At 73.8% G+C, this 21,108-nt stretch carries 18 protein-coding genes and 1 pseudogene; 16 read left to right on the top strand and 3 right to left on the bottom strand.

Annotated elements, in window-relative coordinates; translation table 11 throughout:
* Positions 1-242 precede the first annotated feature (242 nt).
* The 3 genes and pseudogenes from OJ254_RS26855 (at position 243) to OJ254_RS26845 (ending at position 3,528) form a co-directional block, all read left to right on the top strand.
* Positions 243-1,193, top strand: a pseudogene (locus OJ254_RS26855) (NADPH:quinone oxidoreductase family protein).
* Complete coding sequence (locus OJ254_RS26850) at positions 1,190-2,371, top strand: acyl-CoA dehydrogenase family protein (protein ID WP_265364437.1); 1,182 nt, start codon at positions 1,190-1,192, stop codon at positions 2,369-2,371. Before OJ254_RS26855 ends, OJ254_RS26850 begins: the two are co-directional and overlap by 4 nt.
* Positions 2,368-3,528 (top strand): acyl-CoA dehydrogenase family protein, encoded by a 1,161-nt coding sequence (locus OJ254_RS26845; RefSeq protein ID WP_265364436.1) that lies wholly within the window; start codon positions 2,368-2,370, stop codon positions 3,526-3,528. The genes OJ254_RS26850 and OJ254_RS26845 overlap by 4 nt, the downstream gene beginning before the upstream one ends.
* Positions 3,529-3,747: 219 nt before the next feature.
* Here the strand turns inward: OJ254_RS26845 and OJ254_RS26840 are convergent, their stop codons facing one another.
* The gene (locus tag OJ254_RS26840; RefSeq protein ID WP_265364435.1) at positions 3,748-4,359 is read right to left on the bottom strand and encodes a hypothetical protein; all 612 of its coding nucleotides are present in this window, start codon (positions 4,357-4,359) and stop codon (positions 3,748-3,750) included.
* A 227-nt stretch (positions 4,360-4,586) separates the two neighbouring features.
* Between OJ254_RS26840 and OJ254_RS26835 the strand changes: the two genes are divergently transcribed.
* Positions 4,587-5,954 (top strand): hypothetical protein, encoded by a 1,368-nt coding sequence (locus tag OJ254_RS26835; RefSeq protein ID WP_265364434.1) that lies wholly within the window; start codon positions 4,587-4,589, stop codon positions 5,952-5,954.
* A 103-nt stretch (positions 5,955-6,057) separates the two neighbouring features.
* On the opposite strand, the gene OJ254_RS26830 is transcribed toward OJ254_RS26835, so the two are convergent.
* A complete protein-coding gene (locus tag OJ254_RS26830) occupies positions 6,058-6,522 on the bottom strand; it encodes a cell wall hydrolase (RefSeq protein WP_265364433.1) in 465 nt (154 codons plus the stop codon).
* A gap of 226 nt (positions 6,523-6,748) precedes the next feature.
* Here OJ254_RS26830 and OJ254_RS26825 point away from each other — a divergent pair, with 226 nt between their 5' ends.
* The 8 genes from OJ254_RS26825 (at position 6,749) to OJ254_RS26790 (ending at position 14,955) form a co-directional block, all read left to right on the top strand.
* Positions 6,749-7,978, top strand: coding sequence for a S1 family peptidase (locus OJ254_RS26825; protein ID WP_265364432.1), 1,230 nt, complete (start codon positions 6,749-6,751; stop codon positions 7,976-7,978).
* Positions 7,979-8,190: 212 nt separating this feature from the next.
* Positions 8,191-8,670: an acyl-CoA thioesterase gene (locus OJ254_RS26820; RefSeq protein ID WP_265365322.1), complete on the top strand. Its 480-nt coding sequence runs from the start codon at positions 8,191-8,193 to the stop codon at positions 8,668-8,670.
* Between the two features lie 80 nt (positions 8,671-8,750).
* Positions 8,751-9,656: a LysR family transcriptional regulator gene (locus tag OJ254_RS26815; protein WP_265365321.1), complete on the top strand. Its 906-nt coding sequence runs from the start codon at positions 8,751-8,753 to the stop codon at positions 9,654-9,656.
* Positions 9,657-9,823: 167 nt separating this feature from the next.
* The gene (locus tag OJ254_RS26810) at positions 9,824-10,993 is read left to right on the top strand and encodes a CaiB/BaiF CoA transferase family protein (RefSeq protein WP_265364431.1); all 1,170 of its coding nucleotides are present in this window, start codon (positions 9,824-9,826) and stop codon (positions 10,991-10,993) included.
* A gap of 116 nt (positions 10,994-11,109) precedes the next feature.
* A complete protein-coding gene (locus OJ254_RS26805) occupies positions 11,110-11,895 on the top strand; it encodes a crotonase/enoyl-CoA hydratase family protein (protein ID WP_265364430.1) in 786 nt (261 codons plus the stop codon).
* A gap of 37 nt (positions 11,896-11,932) precedes the next feature.
* Entirely contained in the window at positions 11,933-12,670 is a 738-nt protein-coding gene (locus OJ254_RS26800) for an acetoacetate decarboxylase (RefSeq protein WP_265364429.1), read from the top strand.
* 138 nt (positions 12,671-12,808) lie between these two features.
* Positions 12,809-13,777, top strand: coding sequence for a 3-hydroxyacyl-CoA dehydrogenase NAD-binding domain-containing protein (locus tag OJ254_RS26795; protein WP_265364428.1), 969 nt, complete (start codon positions 12,809-12,811; stop codon positions 13,775-13,777).
* Positions 13,774-14,955 (top strand): acyl-CoA dehydrogenase family protein, encoded by a 1,182-nt coding sequence (locus OJ254_RS26790; RefSeq protein ID WP_265364427.1) that lies wholly within the window; start codon positions 13,774-13,776, stop codon positions 14,953-14,955. Before OJ254_RS26795 ends, OJ254_RS26790 begins: the two co-directional genes overlap by 4 nt.
* Before the next feature lie 16 nt (positions 14,956-14,971).
* Here OJ254_RS26790 and OJ254_RS26785 read toward each other — a convergent pair whose 3' ends face one another.
* The gene (locus OJ254_RS26785; protein ID WP_265364426.1) at positions 14,972-15,754 is read right to left on the bottom strand and encodes a DeoR/GlpR family DNA-binding transcription regulator; all 783 of its coding nucleotides are present in this window, start codon (positions 15,752-15,754) and stop codon (positions 14,972-14,974) included.
* Between the two features lie 258 nt (positions 15,755-16,012).
* Here OJ254_RS26785 and OJ254_RS26780 point away from each other — a divergent pair, with 258 nt between their 5' ends.
* The 4 genes from OJ254_RS26780 to OJ254_RS26765 are packed head-to-tail and all read left to right on the top strand — an operon-like array spanning position 16,013 to position 21,053.
* Entirely contained in the window at positions 16,013-17,311 is a 1,299-nt protein-coding gene (locus tag OJ254_RS26780; RefSeq protein ID WP_265364425.1) for an MFS transporter, read from the top strand.
* A 13-nt stretch (positions 17,312-17,324) separates the two neighbouring features.
* Positions 17,325-18,908, top strand: coding sequence for an FGGY-family carbohydrate kinase (locus OJ254_RS26775; protein ID WP_265364424.1), 1,584 nt, complete (start codon positions 17,325-17,327; stop codon positions 18,906-18,908).
* The gene (locus OJ254_RS26770; protein ID WP_265364423.1) at positions 18,901-20,430 is read left to right on the top strand and encodes an FGGY-family carbohydrate kinase; all 1,530 of its coding nucleotides are present in this window, start codon (positions 18,901-18,903) and stop codon (positions 20,428-20,430) included. The genes OJ254_RS26775 and OJ254_RS26770 overlap by 8 nt, the downstream gene beginning before the upstream one ends.
* On the top strand, positions 20,427-21,053 hold the full coding sequence (locus OJ254_RS26765) for a histidine phosphatase family protein (protein ID WP_265364422.1): 627 nt from the start codon (positions 20,427-20,429) through the stop codon (positions 21,051-21,053). The genes OJ254_RS26770 and OJ254_RS26765 overlap by 4 nt, the downstream gene beginning before the upstream one ends.
* Positions 21,054-21,108: the final 55 nt, after the last annotated feature.

Below are 21,108 nucleotides of genomic sequence, written 5' to 3'. Positions count from 1 at the left end.
CGCGGGTGCGTCCATGCCCGCCAGTCTCCGCCATCGCACCGGCCGCAGCCTGACCCTGCGAGTACCAGGCTGAGACCGTTCCCTCACCGGGCCGATTTCCTGTTCCCCTGGATATACCGACCGCTTAGTATGCCCGTGGCGAGGGGGCCGGTGCGTCCCCCGCCCCACCCGCGTACCCACATCTCTGGAGGCACCAGGTGAAGGCATGGCGCGTACACGCGAACGGCGAGCCGCGTGAAGTGATGCGGCTGGAGGAGTGCCGGACCCCCAGCCGGGACCGGGGCAGCTGCTGCTGCGGGTACGGGCCGCCAACGTCAACTTCCCCGACGCACTGCTCTGCCGCGGCCACTACCAGGTGCGGCCGCCGCTGCCGTTCACCCCCGGCGTGGAGATCTGCGGCGAGGTGCTCGCCGCCGGCGAGGGGCCGACGCGGAACCCGGCACGCGGGTGCTGGCCCAGCCGCCGCTGCCGGCCGGCGGCTTCGCCGAACTGGCGGTGGCCGACGCCGCGGCCGTACGCCCCGCACCCGAGGCACTGGACGACGCCGAGGCCGCCGCACTGCACATCGGCTACCAGACCGGCTGGTTCGGCCTGCACCGCCGCGCCCGCCTCCAGGCCGGCGAAACCCTGCTGGTGCACGCCGCGGCCGGCGGCGTCGGCAGCGCCGCCGTACAGCTCGGCAAGGCCGCCGGCGCCCGGGTCATCGGCGTGGTCGGCGGCGCCGACAAGGCCCGCACCGCCCGGGAACTCGGCTGCGACCTGGTCCTCGACCGGCACACGGACGACATCGTCGCCGCCGTGAAGGACGCCACCGGCGGCCGCGGCGCCGACGTCGTCTACGACCCCGTCGGCGGCGACGCCTACACCAAGTCCACCAAGTGCATCGCCTTCGAGGGCCGCATCCTCGTCGTCGGCTTCGCCGGCGGCGCCATCCCCTCCCCGCCCTCAACCACGCCCTGGTCAAGAACTACGCCATCCTCGGCCTGCACTGGGGCCTCTACAACACCAAGGACCCGGCCGCCGTCGACGCCTGCCACAAGGAACTCACCGAACTCGCCTCCCAGGGCGCCATCAAGCCGCTGATCGGCGACCGGGTCCCGCTGGCGGACGCCGCCGACGCCGTCCAGCGGGTCGCCGACGGCACCTCCGTCGGCCGCCTCGTCGTCGTCCCCACCACCGAGGAGGCACGATGACCGACGCCGCAGACCTCCGCCGCCGCACCGCCGCCCTCCTCGCCGCACACCCACCCGCCACCACCGACCGGCTGGACTTCCTGCGCGCCCGCTTCGACGCCGGACTCGCCTGGGTGCACTTCCCCGAGGGCCTCGGCGGCCTGGACGCGCCCCGCTCGCTGCAGGCCGTCGTGGACGCCGAACTGGCCGCCGCCGGCGCACCCGGCAACGACCCCGGCCGGATCGGCATCGGCCTGGGCATGGCCGCACCGACCATCCTCCGCTTCGGCACCGACGAACAGAAACAGCGCTTCCTGCGCCCCCTGTGGACCGGCGAAGAGGTCTGGTGCCAGCTGTTCAGCGAACCCGGCGCCGGCTCCGACCTCGCGGCACTCGCCACCCGCGCGGTCCGGGACGGCGAGGACTGGGTGGTCGACGGCCAGAAGGTGTGGACCTCCAGCGCCCACCTGGCCCGCTGGGCGATCCTCATCGCCCGCACCGACCCCGACCTGCCCAAACACCGCGGCATCACGTACTTCGTCTGCGACCTGACCGACCCCGGCGTCGAGGTCCGGCCGCTGCGCCAGATCACCGGCGAGGCCGAATTCAACGAGGTCTTCCTCACCGGCGTCCGGATCCCCGACGCCCACCGCCTCGGCGAGGTGGGCGAGGGCTGGAAGGTCGCCCAGACCACCCTGATGAACGAACGGGTCGCCATCGGCGGCAACCGCATCCCCCGCGAGGGCGGCATGATCGGCGTGGCCGCCGCCGACTGGCGCGCCCGCCCCGAACTGCGCACCCACGACCTGCACCAGCGGCTGCTGACCCTGTGGGTGGACGCCGAGGTCGCCCGGCTCACCGGCGAACGGCTGCGCCAGCAGCTCACCAAGGGCCAGCCCGGCCCCGAGGGCAGCGGCATGAAACTGGCCTTCGCCCGGCTCGCCCAGCAGATCAGCGGCTGGGAGGTGGAGTTCCTCGCCGAGGACGGACTGACCTACGACGACTGGACGATGCGCCGCCCCGACGGCGTCGACTTCACCGGACGCGAGGCCGGCTACCGCTATCTGCGCGCCAAGGGGAACTCCATCGAAGGAGGCACCTCCGAAGTGCTGCTCAACATCGTCGCCGAACGCGTACTGGGGCTGCCGCCCGAGCCGCGCACCGACAAGGACGTCGCGTGGAAGGACCTCCCCCGATGACCACCGAGACCCGTTCCACCCCCAGCCCGGCGCCCGACCCCGACCTCCTCTACTCCGAGGACGAGGAAGCCCTGCGCGACGCCGTACGGGCGCTGCTCACCGACCGCAGCGATCCGGCCACCGTGCTCGCCGCCATCGAGTCGGACGTGCCGCACGACGCCGCGCTGTGGCGGTCGCTCGCCACCGAGATCGGCACCGCCGGCCTGCTGGTCCCCGAGAAGCTCGGCGGCGCGGGCGCCGGCGCCCGGGAGGCCGCCGTCGTCCTGGAGGAACTGGGCCGCGCCGTCGCGCCCGTCCCCTACCTGACCAGCGCGGTCCTCGCGGTGACCGCCCTGCTCGGCTGCGACCACGCGGACGCCGAGGTGGCCGGGGCACTGACCGCGCTCGCCGCCGGCACCACCGTCGGCGCGCTCGCCGTCCCCCTGACCACCGCGCCGGGCGGCCCGCCCGAGCCGACCGTACGGGCGGCCGCGGACGGCACGCTGACCGGCCGGGTGACCTCGGTCGCCGACGCCGCGGCCGCCGATCTGCTGCTGGTGCCCGCCCAGGGCCCCGACGGCCCGGCCCTGTTCGCGGTCGAGGCCGCGGCGGACGGCGTACGCACCGAACGCGTCACCCCGCTCGACCTCACCCGCCCGCTGGCACACCTCACCCTCGACGGCGCCCGCGGCCGCCTGCTGGCCACCGGCGACCGGGCCCGGGAAGCCGCCGGACGGGCCCTGCTCACCGGGGCCGGACTGCTCGCCTCCGAACAGCTCGGCGTCGCCGAGTGGTGCCTGGCCGAAACCGTGCGCCACACCGCCGAGCGCACCCAGTTCGGCCGCCCGATCGGCTCGTTCCAGGCGCTGAAGCACCGGATGGCCGCCCTCTGGCTGGACGTCGCCTCGGCCCGCGCCGCGGCCCGCAACGCCGCGGACGCGCTGGCCACCGGCAGCCCGGACGCCCCGGTGGCGGTGGCCGTGGCCCAGGCGTACTGCGCGCCGGTCGCGGTCCGCGCCGCCGAGGAATGCATCCAGCTGCACGGCGGGATCGGCATGACCTGGGAACACCCGGCCCACCTCTACCTCAAGCGCGCCAAGGCCGACGAGCTCACCCTGGGCACCCCGGGCCGCCACCGCGAGGCCCTGGCGGGGCTGGTGGATCTGGGGTCGCCGTAGAGGGTGTGTGAGGGGTGTCGGGGCGGCGCGGGGCTCGTAGAGGGTGCGCGGTGCGGGGCCGCAGGGTGTGCGTGGTGTGGGGCCCGCAGGGGGTGCGCGGTGCGGGCCCGCAGGGGGTGCGCGGTGTGGGGCCCGTAGGGGGTGGGCGAACAGATCCCGTAGGGGATGGGCGCCCCCCTTTGGGGCCCGCAACGCTGGGCAGGCGGGGGGTATTCCCGGTCAGCCGGTGATGGCGAAGGTCTTGCTGAAGGCGTGGACCGCGCCGTCGCCGGCGGTGGCCACCTCCAGGAAGTAGTGCGGCCCCGGTGGCACCTGTGGCAGCGTCACCAGCGCCTCACCCGTCGGCCCGTCGCCCGCCTTGGGCGCCACCACGGCCAGCCGCTGCGGCGGCCGGCCGTGGCCCATACCGGCGTTGAGCCAGACGTCCACCTGCTGCCCGGTGCTGTTCTTCCAGGCGACCGGGAGGCTGCCGTGGGGGCGGTAGCTGAGACCGGCCGGCGGCGCGGTCACCTCGATCCGCCCGCCCACGGCCTCCGCCTCCGGTCCGGTCACCGCCTCCGGTCCGGCCTCCGCCTCCGGTCCGGCCTCCGCATCCGGTCCGGCCGGGCCGGAGGTGCCCGGGCGGCCGGAGCGGATACCGAGCGCGGAGGTGGCGGCCCGCGCCGCCGAACCGTCCGGCCGGGCGGCCGCGGCCGGGGTGCTGGCGGACCGGAACCGGCTCTTCCCGTCGTCGGGGTTCCCCGGCGCCAGGGTGACCACCGTCATGCAACCGACGGCGGTGGCGGCAACGGCGACGGCGAGGTTCGTCGCTATCGAGATCGCCCTGGACATCGTCTCCTCGTTTCCTCGGGGGAGGGACGAGCCGGAGCATCCCCGGCACTCCGACCGCCAAAAACGACGCGCGGAGCGACCACCCCGATGGCCATCTCCGGCGCGACAGACCCCCGGCGGCGCCGGAGAATCCCCCCGACCGGCCCCCACTCACGGCACCTCGACCGACGATGTCCCGAACCCGACCGGTGATGTCCTGAAAGTGTGGTTCGGGTAGCGTCGAACCCATGAACACCGCAACTCGTCGTGCGCTGATCGGACCCGTTCTGCTGCTGGTGGCCGCGCTGCTGGCGGTGGCCGCCGTGCTGGCGCCCGGCGCGCACGCCGCGGGCGGTCTGGACGATGCCGCGAGCGCCTTGAAGAAGGGCCCGGTCTACGTCGATCCGCGCGCCGCGGGGCAGTTCTCAGCGGCCGACGCGGACGCCCTGGCCAAGAAGATCAAGGACGCCGACAAGCCGGTCTTCGTGGCCGTGCTGCCGCGCACCGCGGACTACCCGCCCAGCACCCTGCTCCGCGATCTGCGGACCAAGGTCGGCATCGCCGGGGTCTACGCCGTCGAGCTCGGCAACGGCTTCAACGCCGGCGCCGACCCGCGGGTGATGTCCCGCAGCGCGGTGCAGAACCTCGTCGGCTCGGTGAAGCGCACCACCTACCCGACCGTCGGCGAGCGGCTGAACAGCTTCGTCGACACCGCCAACCAGTCGGCCCACGGCCACGCCCCCGACTCCTGGGGCGGCACCGGCGGCTCCGGCTTCGACTCGGGCACCGCGATCGGCCTCGGCGTGCTGCTGGTCGTCGGCGGCGGAGGCGCGTACGCCATCGCCCGCCGCAACCGCCGGCGGCGCCAGGAGGAGGAGCGGGCCGCGCTGGAGCAGCTGCGGACCGTCGTCGACGAGGACATCACCGCCTTCGGCGAGGAACTGGACCGGCTCGACTTCCGGCCCGACGAGCCCGGCGCCGACGACGCGATGCGCGCGGACTACAGCCACGCGCTGGACGCCTACGAGAACGCCAAGTCGGCGATGGCGGCGGCCGAGCACCCCGGCGACGTGCAGGCGGTGACCCAGGCGCTGGAGGACGGCCGGTTCTCGCTGGCCACGCTCGCCGCGCGCCGCGAGGGCCGGCCGCTGCCGGAGCGCCGGCTGCCCTGCTTCTTCGACCCGCGGCACGGCCCGTCCGTCGTCGACGTCGCCTGGGCCCCGCCCGGCGGCGCCGAGCGCGTCGTCCCGGTCTGCGCCGCGGACAAGAGCCGGCTGGACGACGGTCGCGAGCCGCTGGCCCGCACGGTCCGCACCGAGAGCGGCGACCGCCCGTACTGGGACGCGGGTCCGGCCTACGCCCCCTGGGCCGGCGGCTACTTCGGCGGCGGCCTGCTGCCCGGCCTGCTCGTCGGCACACTGCTCGGCAACGTCATGATGTCGTCCCCCGCCTACGGCGCCGACTTCGGCGGGCCCGCGGGCGTCGAGGGCGGCGACTACTCCGGTGCCGACTTCAACCCCGACGACTTCAGCGGCGGCTTCGGCGACGGCGGCTTCGGGGACGGCGGCGGCTTCGACGGCGGCGGCTTCGGCGGCGGGGGCGACGGCGGGTTCTGACGGGCCGGTGGAGGGGCCTCTTCCCGGCCGGTCTTGAGCCGCCTCGTCGGGTGCCGGTCCGGGCGGGCGGGGCCAGCCCCGCCCGGCGCTCACCCCCGGGCCCTCACCGGTCCGGCGCCGCGCCCCGCACCCGCTTGGCCCCGAGGAACCGCGCGTAGCGCGCCCGCGCCGCGAAGTCCGCATAGCGCCAGACCGCGGGCCGGCCCACCTCGCGGCAGAGATGCAGCACGGCGTCGGGTCCCAGATGCACGCCCACATGGGCGCCGTACCCCTCGGGCCGGCTCTCGTCCGGCCCCGCGTCGAAGAGCACCAGGTCCAGCGGCCGTGGGCGGCCGGCCCGTCGGGTGGCCCGGGTGTCCGCCCACAACTCCGCCGAGCGCAACGGCGGCACCCACAGCCCGAAGTGGCGCAGCACGGCGTAGGCGTAGCGCTGGCAGTTGGCGCCCCCGGCCAGATCGCCGAAACCGCCCGAGCCGCCACGGTCGTCCGGACCACCCGAGCCGCCGGCCCCGCTCCCTACGCCGGCCCCGCTCCCTACGCCCGCCCGGCCCCCGCGCCTGACGGGCATTCAGGTGCCGTCGCTCCCGGATGGCGGGCGCCCGAGTAGGTCACGTTGCGCAGCGCGGGCGGCAGGTCCCCGTACGCCACCGGGCCGTGAACGGCGGGGACTTGACGGTGGGGATCGGTGGTCATCCCTCCATGATGCGGGTGATCTCCTCGTGCCGCCCGCGCCGGTGTCCCGCACGCTCGCCCCATCGGATCCGACGTGCACCCGACACCGCGAGGAGACCCCGATGGAACCCCGCTTCCGCAAGGCAGCACTACGGTGCGCGGCCGTCGCCGCCGTCATGGCGACCGTCGGCCCGCTCGGCCCGGCGCACTCCGTACCGCTCCCCACGCCCGCGCCCCAGCCCGCCCCGCGCGGTCTGCTCGACGCGATGCGCCGGGACCTCCGGCTGACCGCGGAACAGGTGCGCACCCGGCTCGCGCAGGAGGCCGACGCGCACCGTGCCGCCGCCGCGGTCCGGCGGGCGCTCGCCACGCCGCCCGCCGGGATGTGGTTCGACAAGGCGAGCGGCAAGCTCGTCGTCGCGGTGACCGGACCCGCCGACGCCCAGCGGGTGAAGGCGGCCGGCGCGATCCCCAAGACGGTGCGGCACAGTCGCGCGGTGCTGACCACGCTGGTGCGGAAGGTTGCCGTCCGGGTCGGCAAGGGCGTCCCCGGGGTCACCGGCTGGGGCGTGGACGAGCGGGCCAACGGTCTGGTGATCCGCATCGACCGCACCAAGCACACGGCCCGGACCGACGCGTTCGAGAAGGGCATCCGCGGCCTCGGCACCCGCGCCAAGGTCAGGGTCACCTTCGAACGCAGCAACCAGACGCCGCGCCAGCAGGGCGGCACGGTCGTCGGCGGCGAGCGCTGGATGCCCGGCAACGAGGGCATCTGCTCGATCGGCTTCTCGGTGACCGGCCCGCAGGGGTTCCAGGGCTTCCTGACGGCCGGCCACTGCACCCTGACGCCCGATCAGGCCGCGTACGGCAAGGACGGCACCCGGATGGGCACCTCCAATCCGGGCGGCAACCACAGCGTCAACGGCCACGAAGGCGACTTCGGGCTGGTCCAGGTCGACCAGCCGGGGTGGACCGTCGGCTCGGCGGTGGCCGGGCAGGGCGGCACCCCCGTCGCCGTCACCGGCGCGCAGGAGGGCCTGGCCGGCATGTCGATCTGCCGCTCGGGGCAGTCCAGCGGCTGGCACTGCGGGGAGATCACCCGGGTCGACCAGACCGTGGACTACGGCACCACGATCATCGACGGGCTCGCCTACACCAACGCCTGTTCCGCGGCCGGGGATTCGGGCGGCTCGTACGTCACCCAGCCCAACGCCCCGATGGCGGTCGGCCTGCACTCCGGCGGCGGGGCCGCGACCTGCGGCAACTTCGGCGGCGGCACCGTCACCATCTTCCAGCCCATCACCAAGCCCCTCGCCACATGGAACCTCCGCCTGAAGACGGGGAGCCCGTGACGGATCGTCGTCGGCGCGGGAAGCGTGCGGGCGAGTTGCCCGAGCGGCTCCCGGCGTCCGCCGGCGTCCGCGGTGCCACAGGTGCGAGCGGTGCCCTCGGTGCGAGCGGTGCCCTCGGTGCCGGAGAGAAAAAGCCCCCCGCGCCGATCACCCGCGCCTACGATAGGACACCGACGGCCATGGCCATGGCCAAGGGATCGCGGGGAGTGGCAGTGGGAGCGACGGTGGCGGGAGCGGGGGAGCCGGTGGGCGGGGTGGAGACGGCGGAGCCGTTCGCCGTGCGGGTCACCGTACGGGGGTACGAGACGGACACCCAGGGCCATCTCAACCAGAGCGTCTACCTCCAGTACGCCGAGCACGCCCGCTGGTCGCTGCTCCAGGCGAGCGGCATCCGGCAGAGCGCCATGGTGGACCGGCGCATCGGGCCGGTGACCCTGGAGACCACCATCCGCTACCGGCGCGAGCTGCGGGCCGGCGACGAGGTCGAGGTGAGCTGCGCGTTCGTCTGGGGCGAGGGCCGGACCTTCCGCATCGAGCAGACCGTCCGCAAGGCGGACGGGACGGTGGCCGCCGAGGTGAGCGCGGTCTGCGGCGTGCTGGACCTCGCCGAGCGCACGCTGCTGCCGGACCCGCGGGCGGCCCTGCGCGAGCTGGCCGAGGACCCGTCGCCGCTGGGCCTGACCGGGCAGTGAGCCGTGGGCCGGCCACCGGCCGGGCGGTGCTCCGGTCCGCCGGGGGCGGCCCGCCGCGCGGGTAGGGTGAGCGCGTGGACATGCTGCACCTGCGCTACTTCGTAGCCGTGGCCGAAGAGCTGAACTTCTCCCAGGCGGCACGCAAGTTGCACATGGCGGCCTCTCCCTTGAGCCAGCGCATCAAGGACCTCGAACGCGAGCTGGGCCAGCCGCTGTTCGAGCGGACCACCCACCGCGTCGCGCTGACCCCGGCCGGTGCGGCCCTGCTGCCGATGGCCCGGGACGTGCTCGACCGGGTCAACTCCATTCCCTGGCGGCTGCGCGAGGCCGTCCGCCCGCAGCGCAGCACCCTGCTGATCGGGATGCCGGCCGGGGTGCACCCCGCGCTGCGCGACCGGGTCCGGGAGCTGGCGGACGCCGGCCGGGAGGCGTACGAACTCAAGCGCTGGCCCGGCAGGTCGACCGGGCTGGCCGAGGCGGTCCGGGACGGCCGGCTGGCGCTGGCGCTGGTCCGGCTGCCGGTCGCCGATCCGGCCCTCGGGATCATCGAGGTGATGCGGGAACGGCTCGGCGCGGCGGTGCCCGCCGACCGGTTCGCCGGCCGGGAGTCGCTCACCCTCGACGACCTGCGGGACCTCCCCTATGTGGCCACCGCCCCCGAAGCCCTCCCCGCCTATTTCGACGAAATCGACGCCCGGCTGAATTCCGCGGGCGTGCGGAAAAGAATTCGCATCAACAGTTCCGATTACGCGGGGGCCTCGGAACTCGTTTCCGGCGGTCTCGCCTTTTCGCTGACGATGCTCTCCACCGAAAGTCCGATGCACAATTACCGGCTGGAGAACGTGATCGTGCTGCCCGTGGCGGATTTCCCGGCCGAGCTGGTCACCGGGCTGCTGTTCCGCACGGACCGGGCGGAATCCGGCGGCGACCTGGCGGACCTGGTGGCCGAGGCCCGCCGTATTTTCGCCGAGGAGCTTTCCGCCTGAGCGCCGATTCGGCACGCCGAACTGCCCGTCGATAAACAGTCATGGCAAGGGTATGACCGCTGTGGTCATACCCTTCTTCGTTTCTTGATCGTTCTCATTTCGCGGCGTCTCGCCTACCGTCGACAGCGGAAACATTCGCAGTACACCTACTTTCCGCGGGAGCGACAATGGACGCCACGACCGAGACCGCCGGAGGACCGCTCGCCGGCGTGCGGGTGATCGACCTGTCCACGGTGGTGATGGGCCCCTACGCCGCCCAGATCATGGGCGACCTCGGCGCCGATGTCATCAAGATCGAGTCGCCGTCGGACACCATCCGGGCGGGCCGGTACCGCACCACACCCGGAATGACCCCGCTCCACCTGAACGTCAACCGCAACAAGCGCAGCGTCTCGCTCAACCTCAAGGACGACGCCGACCACGCACGGGCCCTCGCCCTCATCGGCACCGCCGACGTCCTCATCACCAACATGCGCCCCGGCCCGCTGGCCCGCCTCGGCCTCACCTACGCCGACCTCGCCGCACACCACCCCGGCCTGGTCTACGCGCACGCCCAGGGCTTCCGCAGCGACTCCGAACGGGCCGGCCACGCCGCCTACGACGAAACCGTGCAGGCATCCTCCGGCCTGGTCGACATCGCCCACCGTGCCCTCGGCCGACCGGTCTACCTGCCGACCATCATCGGCGACAAGGTCGCCGGACTGACCATCGTCCACTCGGTCCTCGCCGCCCTGCTGCACCGCGACCGCACCGGACAGGGCCAGCACATCGAGATCCCGATGACCGACACCCTCCTCGCCTTCAACCTCGTCGAGCACCTCTCCGGCCATGTCTACGAGCCGCCCGCCGGCGCCACCGGATTCCCGCTCTCCATGAAGCGCGGCCACCGCGCCGTCCCCACGGCCGACGGACTCGCCTGCATCGTGCCGTACAACGCCGCGAACTTCCGGGACTTCTTCGCCGCGGCCGGCCGTCCCGACCTCGCCGAGGACCCGCGGGTGGCCGGCACGGTCATCGACGATGCGGACGTCGACCCGCTGATGGACCTCGTCGCCGACTGCGCACCCGGCCTGACCACCCAGGCATGGGAAGAGATCTGCGCCAAGCACAGCATCCCCATGGCACCGGTGCTCGAACTGGACCGGGCCGCCGACGACCCGTACGTCCGGGACGGCCACCTCCTCGACGTGGTCGAGCACCCGAGCGAGGGCCCGATCCGCTCCATCGGCCTGCCCGTGCGCTTCTCCGCCACCCCCGGCACGGTCCGCCGGCTCGCCCCGCTGCCCGGCCAGCACACCACCGAGATCCTCGACGAACTCGCCGCCGGCGGACGGTGACGAACCCGCCGCCGGGCGGCGCGGCGACCGGCCACCGCGCCGCCCACCCTCCCGGTGAACGCCCGCCCCCTCTTCCTCCCCTCCTCCCTCTCCCTCGGCACCCGAAGGACCCCGTCATGCCCCCCACCCCGCACGACACCGCCCCCGTCGTCCGCACCGAACGCATCGGCCGCACCCTGGTCATCACCCTCGACCGGCCCGCGGCCCGGAACGCCGTCAACGCCGCCGTGGCCTCCCAACTCAGCGCCGCGATCGACCAGTTGGAAGGCGACGCGGAACTACGGGCCGGCGTCCTCACCGGCGCCCGGGGCACCTTCAGCGCCGGGATGGACCTCAAGGCCGCCCTCGCCGGCGAATCGCCCGAGATCCCCGGCCGTGGCTTCGGCGGACTCACCGAAGCCACCACCACCAAACCGCTGATCGCCGCCGTCGAGGGCTGGGCCATGGGCGGCGGTTTCGAACTCGCCCTCGCCTGCGACCTCATCGTGGCCGCCGAGGACGCGCACTTCGGCCTGCCGGAGGTCACGCGCGGGCTCATCGCGGCCGGTGGCGGCGCCGTACGACTGCCCAGGCGGATCCCGTACCACCTGGCCATGGAACTCCTGCTGACCGGCGAGCCGGTGACCGGAGCACGCGCCGGTGCGCTCGGCATCGCCAACCGGGTCGTACCGGCCGGCCGGGCCACCCCCGTGGCGCTGGAACTCGCCGCACGACTCGCGGCGAACGCCCCGCTCGCCCTCGCCGCCGTGAAGAAGATCGCCCGCGCCGCCGACGGCACCCCCGAACCGGCCGCCTTCGCCGCCCAGCGCGAGGAGATGACCGCGCTGGCCGCCTCCGCCGACGTCCGCGAGGGCATGACGGCCTTCGCCGAGCGCCGTGCCCCCGTATGGCAGGGCAAGTAGCGGCACCGCAGAGGCAGAAAGGAAACGACGAAACGCCATGGAACAGCACGACATCGGCCGGCGCCTCGCCACCCCGCTGATGAACCCCGCCTACCCGCCCGTCGTCCCGCGCTTCACCGACCGCGAGTACCTCAACATCGTCTACCGCACCGACCGCGACGCACTGCGCGCCGTCGTCCCCGAACCCCTGGAGATCGACGAACCCCTGGTCCGCTTCGAGGTGATGCGGATGGGCGACGTCACCGGATACGGGCCGTACACCGAAGCCGGCCAGGCCATCCCGGTCCGCCACCAGGGGGAGCGGGGCGAGTACCTGCACGCGATGTACCTGGACAACTTCCCGGCCACCGCGTCCGGCAGGGAAGCCGGTGCCTACCCCAAGACCATCGGGGCGCCCGCACTGTATGTCGACCACGGCGCGCTCGTCGGCGTCCTCGACTACGGCACGCTGCGGGTCGCCACCGCGACGATGGGCTACAAGCACCACGAGCTCGACCCCGGCCAGGCGGCCGCGCAGATCACCGTGCCGACCTTCATGCTCAAGCTCGTCCCCGGATACGACGGCACGCCGCGGACCGCCCAACTGGTGCGCACCGAAATCAGCGACGTGGTGGTCAAGGGCGCCTGGACCGGCCCCGCCCGGCTCCAGCTCTTCGCCCACGTCCTCGCGCCCCTGGCCGACCTGCCGGTCCGCGAGGTCGTCTCCGCGAGCCACCTCGTCACCGACCTCACGCTGTCACCGGTCACGCCGGTGCACGACTACCTGGCGCACTGACCCCGGCCGGGGCGCCGGCCGATGGCCCATGGCCGACCGGCGGCCGACCGCACGCCGGATACCGGGCAGAGCGACAGCCGACAGACAGTCGACGGACAACTGACGGACAGCTGACGGAGAGAACGGACAGAAGCACTCATGACCACAACCCACCCCACCGTGGCGGTGATCGGAGCCGGAACCATCGGGCTCTCCTGGGCCGCCCTGTTCGCCGGCCACGGCATGCGGGTACGCGTCAGCGATCCGCGCCCCGACCTCGCGGCCGCCCTGGACGGCGCACTGACCGAGGCCGCCCCGCACCTGGCCCGGCAGGGCCTGGACATCGGCAACCTCGCCGAACGGGTCGAGCCGGTCGGCGACCTCGCCGCGGCCGTGCGCGACGCCGACGTCGTGCAGGAGAACGGCCCCGAGAACACCGCCTTCAAGCAGGAACTCTTCGCCGCCCTGGTGCGCCAGGCACCACCGCACGCGCTCCTGCTGAGCTCGTCGTCCGCCATCCCGTCCAGCGCGTTCACCGGGGACCTCGACGACGCCGGCGCCGGACGCGTGCTGATCGGCCATCCGTTCAACCCGCCGCACCTCGTACCGCTGGTCGAGGTCGTGCCCGGCGCGCGTACGTCAAAGGACGCGGTGCGCCGTGCGGTCGCGTTCTACCGGTCGGTGGGCCGGGTGCCGGTGGTCGAACGCAAGGAGATCCCCGGGTTCGTCGGCAACCGCCTCCAGAACGCGCTCAGCCGCGAGGCGATCCACCTCGTCGAGCAGGGCGTGGTCGGCCCCGCCGAGCTGGACACGATCGTGGTCAACTCGCTCGGCCTGCGCTGGTCGACGGTGGGTCCCTTCCTCGGCGCCCACCTCGGCGGCGGCCCCGGCGGCTACCGGCACATGGCCGAGCACATCGGCCCCTCGATGCGGCGGATGTGGGACTCCCTGGGCAGTCCCGCGCAGAGCCCCGAGCAGACCGAACGACTCATCGCCGCGGTCGAAGGCGCCTACGGCTCCCGCCCGTACCGCGAACTCACCCGGGAACGCGACCGCAAACAACTCGCCGTCCTCGCCGCCCTGAACACCGACACCCCCACCGCACCGAACCAGGAGACCCGGTCATGACCGACCAACTCACCGCCGACTTCTACGGCTACGAGGACCTGCTGCCCGACGGCGAGCGCAAGCTGCTGCTGCACGCCCGCGACTTCCTCGGCCGCGAGGTGAAGCCGCTGGTCAACGACGCCTGGGCGAAGGGCGAGTTCCCCCGCGAACTGATCGGCAAATTCCGCGAGTTGGGCCTCGCCGGGATCGCGTACGAGGGCTACGGCGACCCGCTGCCCGCGGCCAGCCATCTGCTGGTCGGCATGCTCGCGATGGAGTACACCCGCACCGACGCCTCGTCCGCGACCTTCTACGGGGTCCACAACGGACTGGCCATGTACAGCATCTTCCGCGGTGGCGACCAGGAGCAGCGGGACCGCTGGCTCCCCTCGATGGCGGCCCTGGACACGATCGGCGCGTTCGCCATGACCGAGCCGCTCGGCGGCTCCGACGTGGCCGGCGGGATGCGCACCACCGCCCGGCGGGACGGCGACCACTGGATCCTCAACGGCGCCAAGCGGTGGATCGGCAACGGCACCTTCGCCGACCTGGTCATCGTCTGGGCGCGCGACGAGGCAGACAACCACGTCAAGGGCTTCGTGGTGGAGAAGGGCACACCCGGCTTCACCGCCACCAAGATCCAGAACAAGACCGCGTTCCGCATCGTCGAGAACGCCGACATCACCCTCACCGACGTACGGGTGCCGGAGGCCAACCGGCTCCAGCGGATCGACGGTTTCCGCGACGTCGCGGAGATCCTGCGGGCCACCCGCAGCGGGGTCGCCTGGCAGGCGCTGGGCGTGATGACCGGCGCGTACGAACTCGCGCTCGCCTACGCCAAGGAGCGCGAGCAGTTCGGCCGGCCGATCGCCCGCTTCCAGATGGTGCAGGACCTGCTCGTGAAGAGCCTCGGGAACATCACCGCCTCCTGGGGGATGCTCGTCCAGCTCGCCCGCCTCCAGGAAGCGGGCATCTTCCGGGACGAACACTCCTCGCTGGCCAAGGCGTTCGTCACCAGCCGGATGCGGGAGGTGGTGGCCTGGAGCCGGGAGATCTTCGGCGGCAACGGCATCGTGCTCGACTACGACGTCGCCCGCTTCTTCGCCGACGCCGAGGCCATCTACTCGTTCGAGGGCACCCGCGAGATGAACACCCTCATCGTGGGCAAGGCCATCACCGGCCAGAGCGCCTTCGTGTGACCTCAGGGGGGGGCGGCTACCCCCGCCCCTCCACCACCATCACCTCCGTGCCCGCCGCCCGCACGTGCCGGATCTGGTCCGCCGGGAGGCCGTCGTCGACGATCAGGAGGTCGAAGTCGGTCAGGGGGGCGAGGGCGTACAGGCCGCCCTTGGCGAACTTGGTGTGGTCGGCGACCAGGATGCGGCGGCCGGCGCTCTCCATCATGGCGCGCTTGACCTGCACGGTCTCCGGTGAGGTGTGGTAGCAGCGGCCGTTGGTGACCGCCGTGGTCGACAGGAAGAGCACATCGGCGCGGAAGGCCCGTACCGCGTCGGCGGTGTACGGGCCCATGAACGCGTCGTAGGCGGGGAAGTAGGCGCCGCCCAGCGTGATCAGGGAGACCCCGGGTTCCTTCGCCAGGGTGGTGATGGCCGGCAGTGAGTTGGTGATCACGGTCAGCGGGGTGTGCTCGGCGACCTGGTGGGCCAGCAGCAGACAGGTCGTGCTGTCGTCGAGCAGCACCGTCTGCCCGGGCACCAGCAGCGTCGCGGCGGCCCGCGCCAGCTGCTGCTTGGTCTGCGCCATGGTCGCCATCCGCTCCGCGACGCTGCCGTGGAACTGCGCGGACGGCAGCCCGGTCGCCCCGCCGCGCACCTTGCGCAGCCAGCCCTGCGCCTGCAGCGCGTCCAGATCGCGGTGCGCGGTCATCAGGCTGATGCCGTACTCCTCGGCCAGGTCCGCGGTGCGCACGAATCCGCGGGCGATGACGGTGTCGCGCATCCGGCGGCGCCGCTCCTCCTGGGCCTCGACCCGGTCCATGGCTCCGCTCCCTCCGTGCCGGCTGCGTCCCCGCGGGCATCCCGCCGGGTGAATTCGCCGCGTTATGTTCGCACGGATTTCACACTGCGCGCGCCCCCGGCACGGTGTCCACATGCGGTTCCGCAAGGACACAACACGGCTGGTCGGAGCGGTGATGCGAAGATTCCGGCGGCCATTGACGGCCCTTTCCGCACGGCGGTTCCATCGCTGCGTCCACCCCCCTTCGCCCTTCTGAGCCGCCGCAGAAAGGGAGATTCGATGACGAACTCTCCGCCGCGTTCACTGATCACCCGCCTGGGCATTCCGCCCACCCTCGCCTGGGGCTATCTCGGGCTGCTGCTCTTCATGATCGGAGACGGGGTCGAGTCCGGGTACCTCTCGCCGTACCTCCTGGACCAGCACCTCTCCGAGTCCCGGGTGGCCCTGCTGTTCACCGTCTACGGGATCGCCGCCGGCATCGCCGCCTGGCTCTCCGGAGTGCTCTCCGACCTTTGGGGCCCGCGCCGTGTGATGTGGGCCGGGCTGGGCATCTGGGCGGTCTTCCAACTGGTCTTCCTCGCCGTCGCCCTCCCGCTGGGCAGCTACCCGCTGATGATGGCCGGCTACGGCCTGCGCGGGCTGGGCTATCCGCTGTTCGCCTACGGCTTCCTGGTCTGGATCGCCGGGGTGGCGCCGCGGGCCCGGCTCGGCACCGCCATGGGCTGGTTCTGGTTCGCCTTCACCGGCGGGCTGCCCACCCTCGGCTCGCTCGTCGCCAGCGGTCTCATCCCGCACATCGGCGCCTACGCCACGCTGTGGGCCGCGCTGGCGCTGGTCGCCGTAGGGGGGCTGATCGCGCTGCTGCTGGTCCGGGACGACCACGGCGGCAGACGGCCGCGCGGGGACGGCGAGGGGCCGGTGGCCACCCTGGTCGGCAGCGTCACGATCCTGTGGCGCAACCCCCGGGTCGGGGTCGGTTCGGTGGTCCGGGTCATCAACACCGCGTCCCAGTTCGGCTTCTTCGTCATACTGCCGATCCACTTCACCCGGACCGTCGGCTTCACCCTCACCCAGTGGCTGCACCTGCTCAGCGCGATGTTCGCCACCAACATCTTCGCCAACCTGCTGTTCGGCGTGGTCGGGGACCGCTTCGGCTGGCGCCGCACCATCGCCTGGTTCGGCGGCGCCGGCTGCACGCTCAGCACCCTGCTGCTCTTCTACGTCCCGCACGCCGCGGGCGCGAACTTCCCGCTGGCCCTCCTGGTCGCCGCGTTCTACGGCGCTACGCTGGCGGGTTATGTACCGCTTTCGGCGCTCGTGCCCACGCTGGAGCCGCGGCACCAGGGCCAGGCACTGGCCGCCCTGAACCTCGGCGCCGGTGCCAGCACCTTCGTCGGCCCGGCGGTCGTCGCGGTCTTCGTCGGCCCGCTCGGCGTCGAAGGGGTGGTCTGGATCTTCGCGGGGATGTACGCGGTGAGCTGGGCGCTGGCCCACTTCCTGAAGCTGACGGACGAGCCGGATTCCGCCGACGCCGCGCGGAGGGGCCCCGAGCCCGCCGCCGCCTCGGCCCCGGCATGAGAGGGACGCACTGATGTCCGTACTGACCATCGACGTCGGGACCACGGTGATCAAGTCCGTGGTCTTCGACGACCAGGGCACCGAGATCGCCGTCGCCCGCCGCGCCACCGAGGTCCTCCGCCCGCACCCCGGCTGGGCCGAACAGGACATGGACGGCGTCTGGAACGCGGTCGTCGACACCGTCCGCACCGTGCTGGACGGCCTGGCCGACCCGGTGTGGCTGGTGTCCTTCACCGCGCAGGGCGACGGCGCCTGGCTCGTCGACGACCGCGGCCGCCCCACCGGACCCGCCGTCCTGTGGTCCGACGGCCGCGCCGGGGACCAGCTCACCGCCTGGCAGCGGGACGGCGTCCTGGAGGCCGCGTTCCGCCGCAACGGCTCGCTGACCTGCGCGGGCATGCCCAACGCGATCTTCAGCTGGCTCGCCGCCCACGACCCGGACCGACTCGCCCGCTCGGCCACCTCGCTCACCGCCGCCGGCTGGCTCTTCCTCCGCTTCACCGGCGTCCGCGCCAGCGACGAGTCCGACGCCTCCGCCCCCTTCCTCGACCACACCACCGGCACCTACGACCCGCAGATCATCGACCTGTTCGGCCTCGGCGCGTACGAGCGGCTGCTGCCCACCGTGCTCGCCGAGGACCGGCGGATCGCCGAACTCACCACCACGGCCGCGGACGAGCTCGGGCTGCCGGCCGGCCTCCCGGTCGTGATGGCGCCGTACGACATCGCCGCCACCGCCCGCGGAGTCGGCGTGGTCAACCCCGGCCAGGCCTGCAGCATCCTCGGCACCACCCTGTGCACCGAGATCGTCACCACCGGAATCGACACCACCGGAGAGCCGTCCGGCATCCACATCGCCTACCGCGGCCGGGAGCGGGTGCTGCGCGCCTTCCCCACCCTCAACGGTGCCGAGGTCCTCGGCTGGGCGGCCCGGCTGCTGCACCTGCCGGGCCCGCCGGAACTGGCCCAGCTCGCCTTCGAGTCGGAGCCGGGGGCACGCGGGCTGATGTTCCTGCCGTACCTGTCCCCGGCGGGCGAGCGCGCCCCGTTCCTCGACCCGGGCGCCCGCGGCTCGTTCTGGGGCCTGTCCCTGGAACACACCCCCGCCGACCTGGCCCGCGCGGTCTTCGACGGGCTCTCGCTGGTCCTGCGGGACTCGCTCGCCGCCGCCCGCACGGACGTCCAAGAACTGCGGCTGTGCGGCGGCGGCGCCAACAGCGACGCCTGGTGCGCCCTGATCGCCGACGCCACCGGGGTGCCCACCGCCCGCTCCGGCGACACCGAACTCGGCGCCAAGGGCGCCTTCCTCACCGGCCTGGTCCGCACCGGCGCCGAGACCAGCATGCACAGCGCCGCCGCCAAGTACGTCCGGATGGAGCGGAGTTGGGAGCCCGAGCGGGCGCGAGCGGAGTTCTACGCCGGGCTGTACGAGGACTTCCTGCGCTGGCGCGACCTGGCCCGCGAGGCCGGCTGGCGCACCACCGCGGCCTGGCACGGCGGCACCACCCGCCCCGCCGAGGCCCCCGGCCGCCCGACCGAGGCCCCCGCCCGCCCCGCCGGCCCGACCGACGCCGCCCCTGGAGGCACCCTTGTCTGACCCGCACCACCCCGGCCACGCCCCGGCCGCCGCCCCCGACCCCGACGGCGTCTGGCTCGGCCTCGACCTCGGCACCCAGAGCGCCCGCTGCGCCGCCGTCGACGGCACCGGACGGGTCCTCGCCACCGCCGCCCGCCCACTGACCAGCCGGCGCGACGGCGACCGGCACGAACAGGACCCCGAGGAGTGGTGGCAGGCGCTCGCCGCCGCCTGCCGGGAGGCGCTGACCGGCCTCGACCCCCGCCGGATCCGCGGCCTGGCGATCGACGGCACCTCGGGCACCGTGCTGCTCGCCGACGCCCACGGCACCCCGCTCACCCCGGGGCTGATGTACGACGACGGCCGCGCCGCCGACCGGGCCACCGCCGTCAACACCGCCGGCGCCGCGGTCTGGCAGGAACTCGGCTACCGCAGCATGCAGCCCTCCTGGGCCCTGCCCAAACTCGTCGCCCTGCTGGCCGACGGTCCCGAACTCCCGCCCGGCGCCCGGCTGCTGCACCAGGTCGACCTGATCACCTGGCGGCTGGCCGGCCACCAGGTCGCCAGCGACGCCAGTCACGCCCTGAAGACCGGCTACCACCTCGTCGAGGAACGCTGGCCGGACCGTGTCATGCAGCAACTCGGCGTGCCCGCCGGGCTGTTGCCCCGGGTCGTCCGCCCCGGCACGGTGCTCGGCGCGGTCTGCGCCCGGGCCGCCGCGGCCACCGGCATCCCCGAAGGCGTCCCGCTCGTCGCCGGGATGACCGACGGCTGCGCCGCGCAGATCGGCGCCGGGGCGCTGGCACCGGGCGCCTGGAACTCGGTGCTGGGCACCACCCTCGTCCTCAAGGGCACCAGCCCGCACCTCGTCCGCGACCCGGCCGGCGTCGTCTACTGCCACCGCGGCCCGGACGACACCTGGCTGCCGGGCGGCGCCTCCAGCAGCGGCGCCGGCGTCCTCACCCGGCACTTCCCCGGTGAGGACCTCGACGCCCTCACCGCGCAGGCCGCCGCCCTGGACCCGGACGCCGCGGACGCGGTCGCCTACCCCCTGGTCTCCACCGGCGGCGAACGCTTCCCCTTCCGCGCACCGGACGCCCGGCCCTTCCTCCTCGGCCACCCCGCCACCCGCGCCGAGGAGTTCCACGCCCACCTGCTCGGCGTGGCCTGCCTGGAACGGCTCTGCTTCGACTACCTCGACCACCTCGGCGCGCCGGTCGACGGGCCGCTCACCCTCACCGGCGGCGGCGCCCGCAACGCCTACTGGTGCCAACTGCGCGCCGACGTCCTGGGCCGTCCCGTACGGCTGCCGGAGCAGGCCGAGGGCGCCGTCGGGATGGCCGTCCTCGCCGCCACCGCCGACGGCACCCGCCTGGTGGACGCGGCCGCCGCGATGGTCCGGATCGACCGCGAGCTCCGCCCGGACCCGGCCCGCACCGCCCGCCACCTCCCCGTCTACCTCCGCTTCGTCGACGAACTCACCCGCCGTGGCTGGCTCGGCCAGACCGTGGCCGACCACGCCCGCAGGAGGGCCGCACCGTGACCCACTTCATCCTCGTACGCCACGGCGAAACCGTCTGGCACGCGGAGAACCGCTACGCCGGCCGCACCGACGTCCCGCTCACCGACCTCGGCCGCGAACAGGCCGCCACCCTCGCCACCTGGGCCACCACCGCCCACCTGACCGGCATCTGGAGCTCCCCGCTCTCCCGCGCCCGGCTGACCGCCGCCCCCGCCGCCGCGGCCTGCGGGCTAACCCCGCACGTCGACGAACGGCTCTACGAGCTCGACTTCGGCCGGGGCGAGGGCCTGACCCGGGACGAGATGCGCACCCGCTTCCCGGAGCGGGTCGCCGCCTTCCTCGCCGACCCGGTCGCGCACCACCTGCCGGACGGCGAACACCCGCGGCAGGCCGCCGAACGCGCCGCCGACTGCCTCGCCGACCTCGCCCGCGCCCACCCCGACGGCCGCATCCTGGTCGTCGCCCACTCCACCCTGCTGCGGATCCTCCTCTGCCACCTGCTCGGCATCCCGCTCGCCGACTACCGCCGGGTCTTCCCCCGGCTCCACAACGGCGCCCTCACCGAGATCCGCCACGGCCACGGCCGCACCGCGCTGCTCAGCCTCAACACCCCGGCGCTCGCCCAGGCCCCCGCCCTGCACTGACCACCCGGCGTACGCACACCGCCCGTACGCACCCGCCCGTACGCCCACCGCTCCA

The organism is Streptomyces endophytica (genome assembly GCF_026153355.1).
Taxonomy (GTDB): domain Bacteria; phylum Actinomycetota; class Actinomycetes; order Streptomycetales; family Streptomycetaceae; genus Streptomyces; species Streptomyces endophytica.
The sequence above is the reverse complement of the archived record's forward strand: the minus strand, read 5'-3'. Positions and strand labels throughout refer to the sequence as shown.

What these genes read in the sequence shown, in the direction of transcription:
- OJ254_RS26840 (WP_265364435.1), bottom strand. Translation starts at nt 4,359, where the DNA reads ATGTCCAGGGCGATCTCGATAGCGACGAACCTCGCCGTCGCCGTTGCC.
- OJ254_RS26805 (WP_265364430.1), top strand. Translation starts at nt 11,110, where the DNA reads ATGCCCCCCACCCCGCACGACACCGCCCCCGTCGTCCGCACCGAACGC.
- OJ254_RS26850 (WP_265364437.1), top strand. Translation starts at nt 1,190, where the DNA reads ATGACCGACGCCGCAGACCTCCGCCGCCGCACCGCCGCCCTCCTCGCC.
- OJ254_RS26790 (WP_265364427.1), top strand. Translation starts at nt 13,774, where the DNA reads ATGACCGACCAACTCACCGCCGACTTCTACGGCTACGAGGACCTGCTG.
- OJ254_RS26795 (WP_265364428.1), top strand. Translation starts at nt 12,809, where the DNA reads ATGACCACAACCCACCCCACCGTGGCGGTGATCGGAGCCGGAACCATC.
- OJ254_RS26810 (WP_265364431.1), top strand. Translation starts at nt 9,824, where the DNA reads ATGGACGCCACGACCGAGACCGCCGGAGGACCGCTCGCCGGCGTGCGG.
- OJ254_RS26800 (WP_265364429.1), top strand. Translation starts at nt 11,933, where the DNA reads ATGGAACAGCACGACATCGGCCGGCGCCTCGCCACCCCGCTGATGAAC.
- OJ254_RS26815 (WP_265365321.1), top strand. Translation starts at nt 8,751, where the DNA reads ATGCTGCACCTGCGCTACTTCGTAGCCGTGGCCGAAGAGCTGAACTTC.
- OJ254_RS26775 (WP_265364424.1), top strand. Translation starts at nt 17,325, where the DNA reads ATGTCCGTACTGACCATCGACGTCGGGACCACGGTGATCAAGTCCGTG.
- OJ254_RS26835 (WP_265364434.1), top strand. Translation starts at nt 4,587, where the DNA reads ATGAACACCGCAACTCGTCGTGCGCTGATCGGACCCGTTCTGCTGCTG.
- OJ254_RS26780 (WP_265364425.1), top strand. Translation starts at nt 16,013, where the DNA reads ATGACGAACTCTCCGCCGCGTTCACTGATCACCCGCCTGGGCATTCCG.
- OJ254_RS26830 (WP_265364433.1), bottom strand. Translation starts at nt 6,522, where the DNA reads ATGCCCGTCAGGCGCGGGGGCCGGGCGGGCGTAGGGAGCGGGGCCGGC.
- OJ254_RS26845 (WP_265364436.1), top strand. Translation starts at nt 2,368, where the DNA reads ATGACCACCGAGACCCGTTCCACCCCCAGCCCGGCGCCCGACCCCGAC.
- OJ254_RS26785 (WP_265364426.1), bottom strand. Translation starts at nt 15,754, where the DNA reads ATGGACCGGGTCGAGGCCCAGGAGGAGCGGCGCCGCCGGATGCGCGAC.
- OJ254_RS26825 (WP_265364432.1), top strand. Translation starts at nt 6,749, where the DNA reads ATGGAACCCCGCTTCCGCAAGGCAGCACTACGGTGCGCGGCCGTCGCC.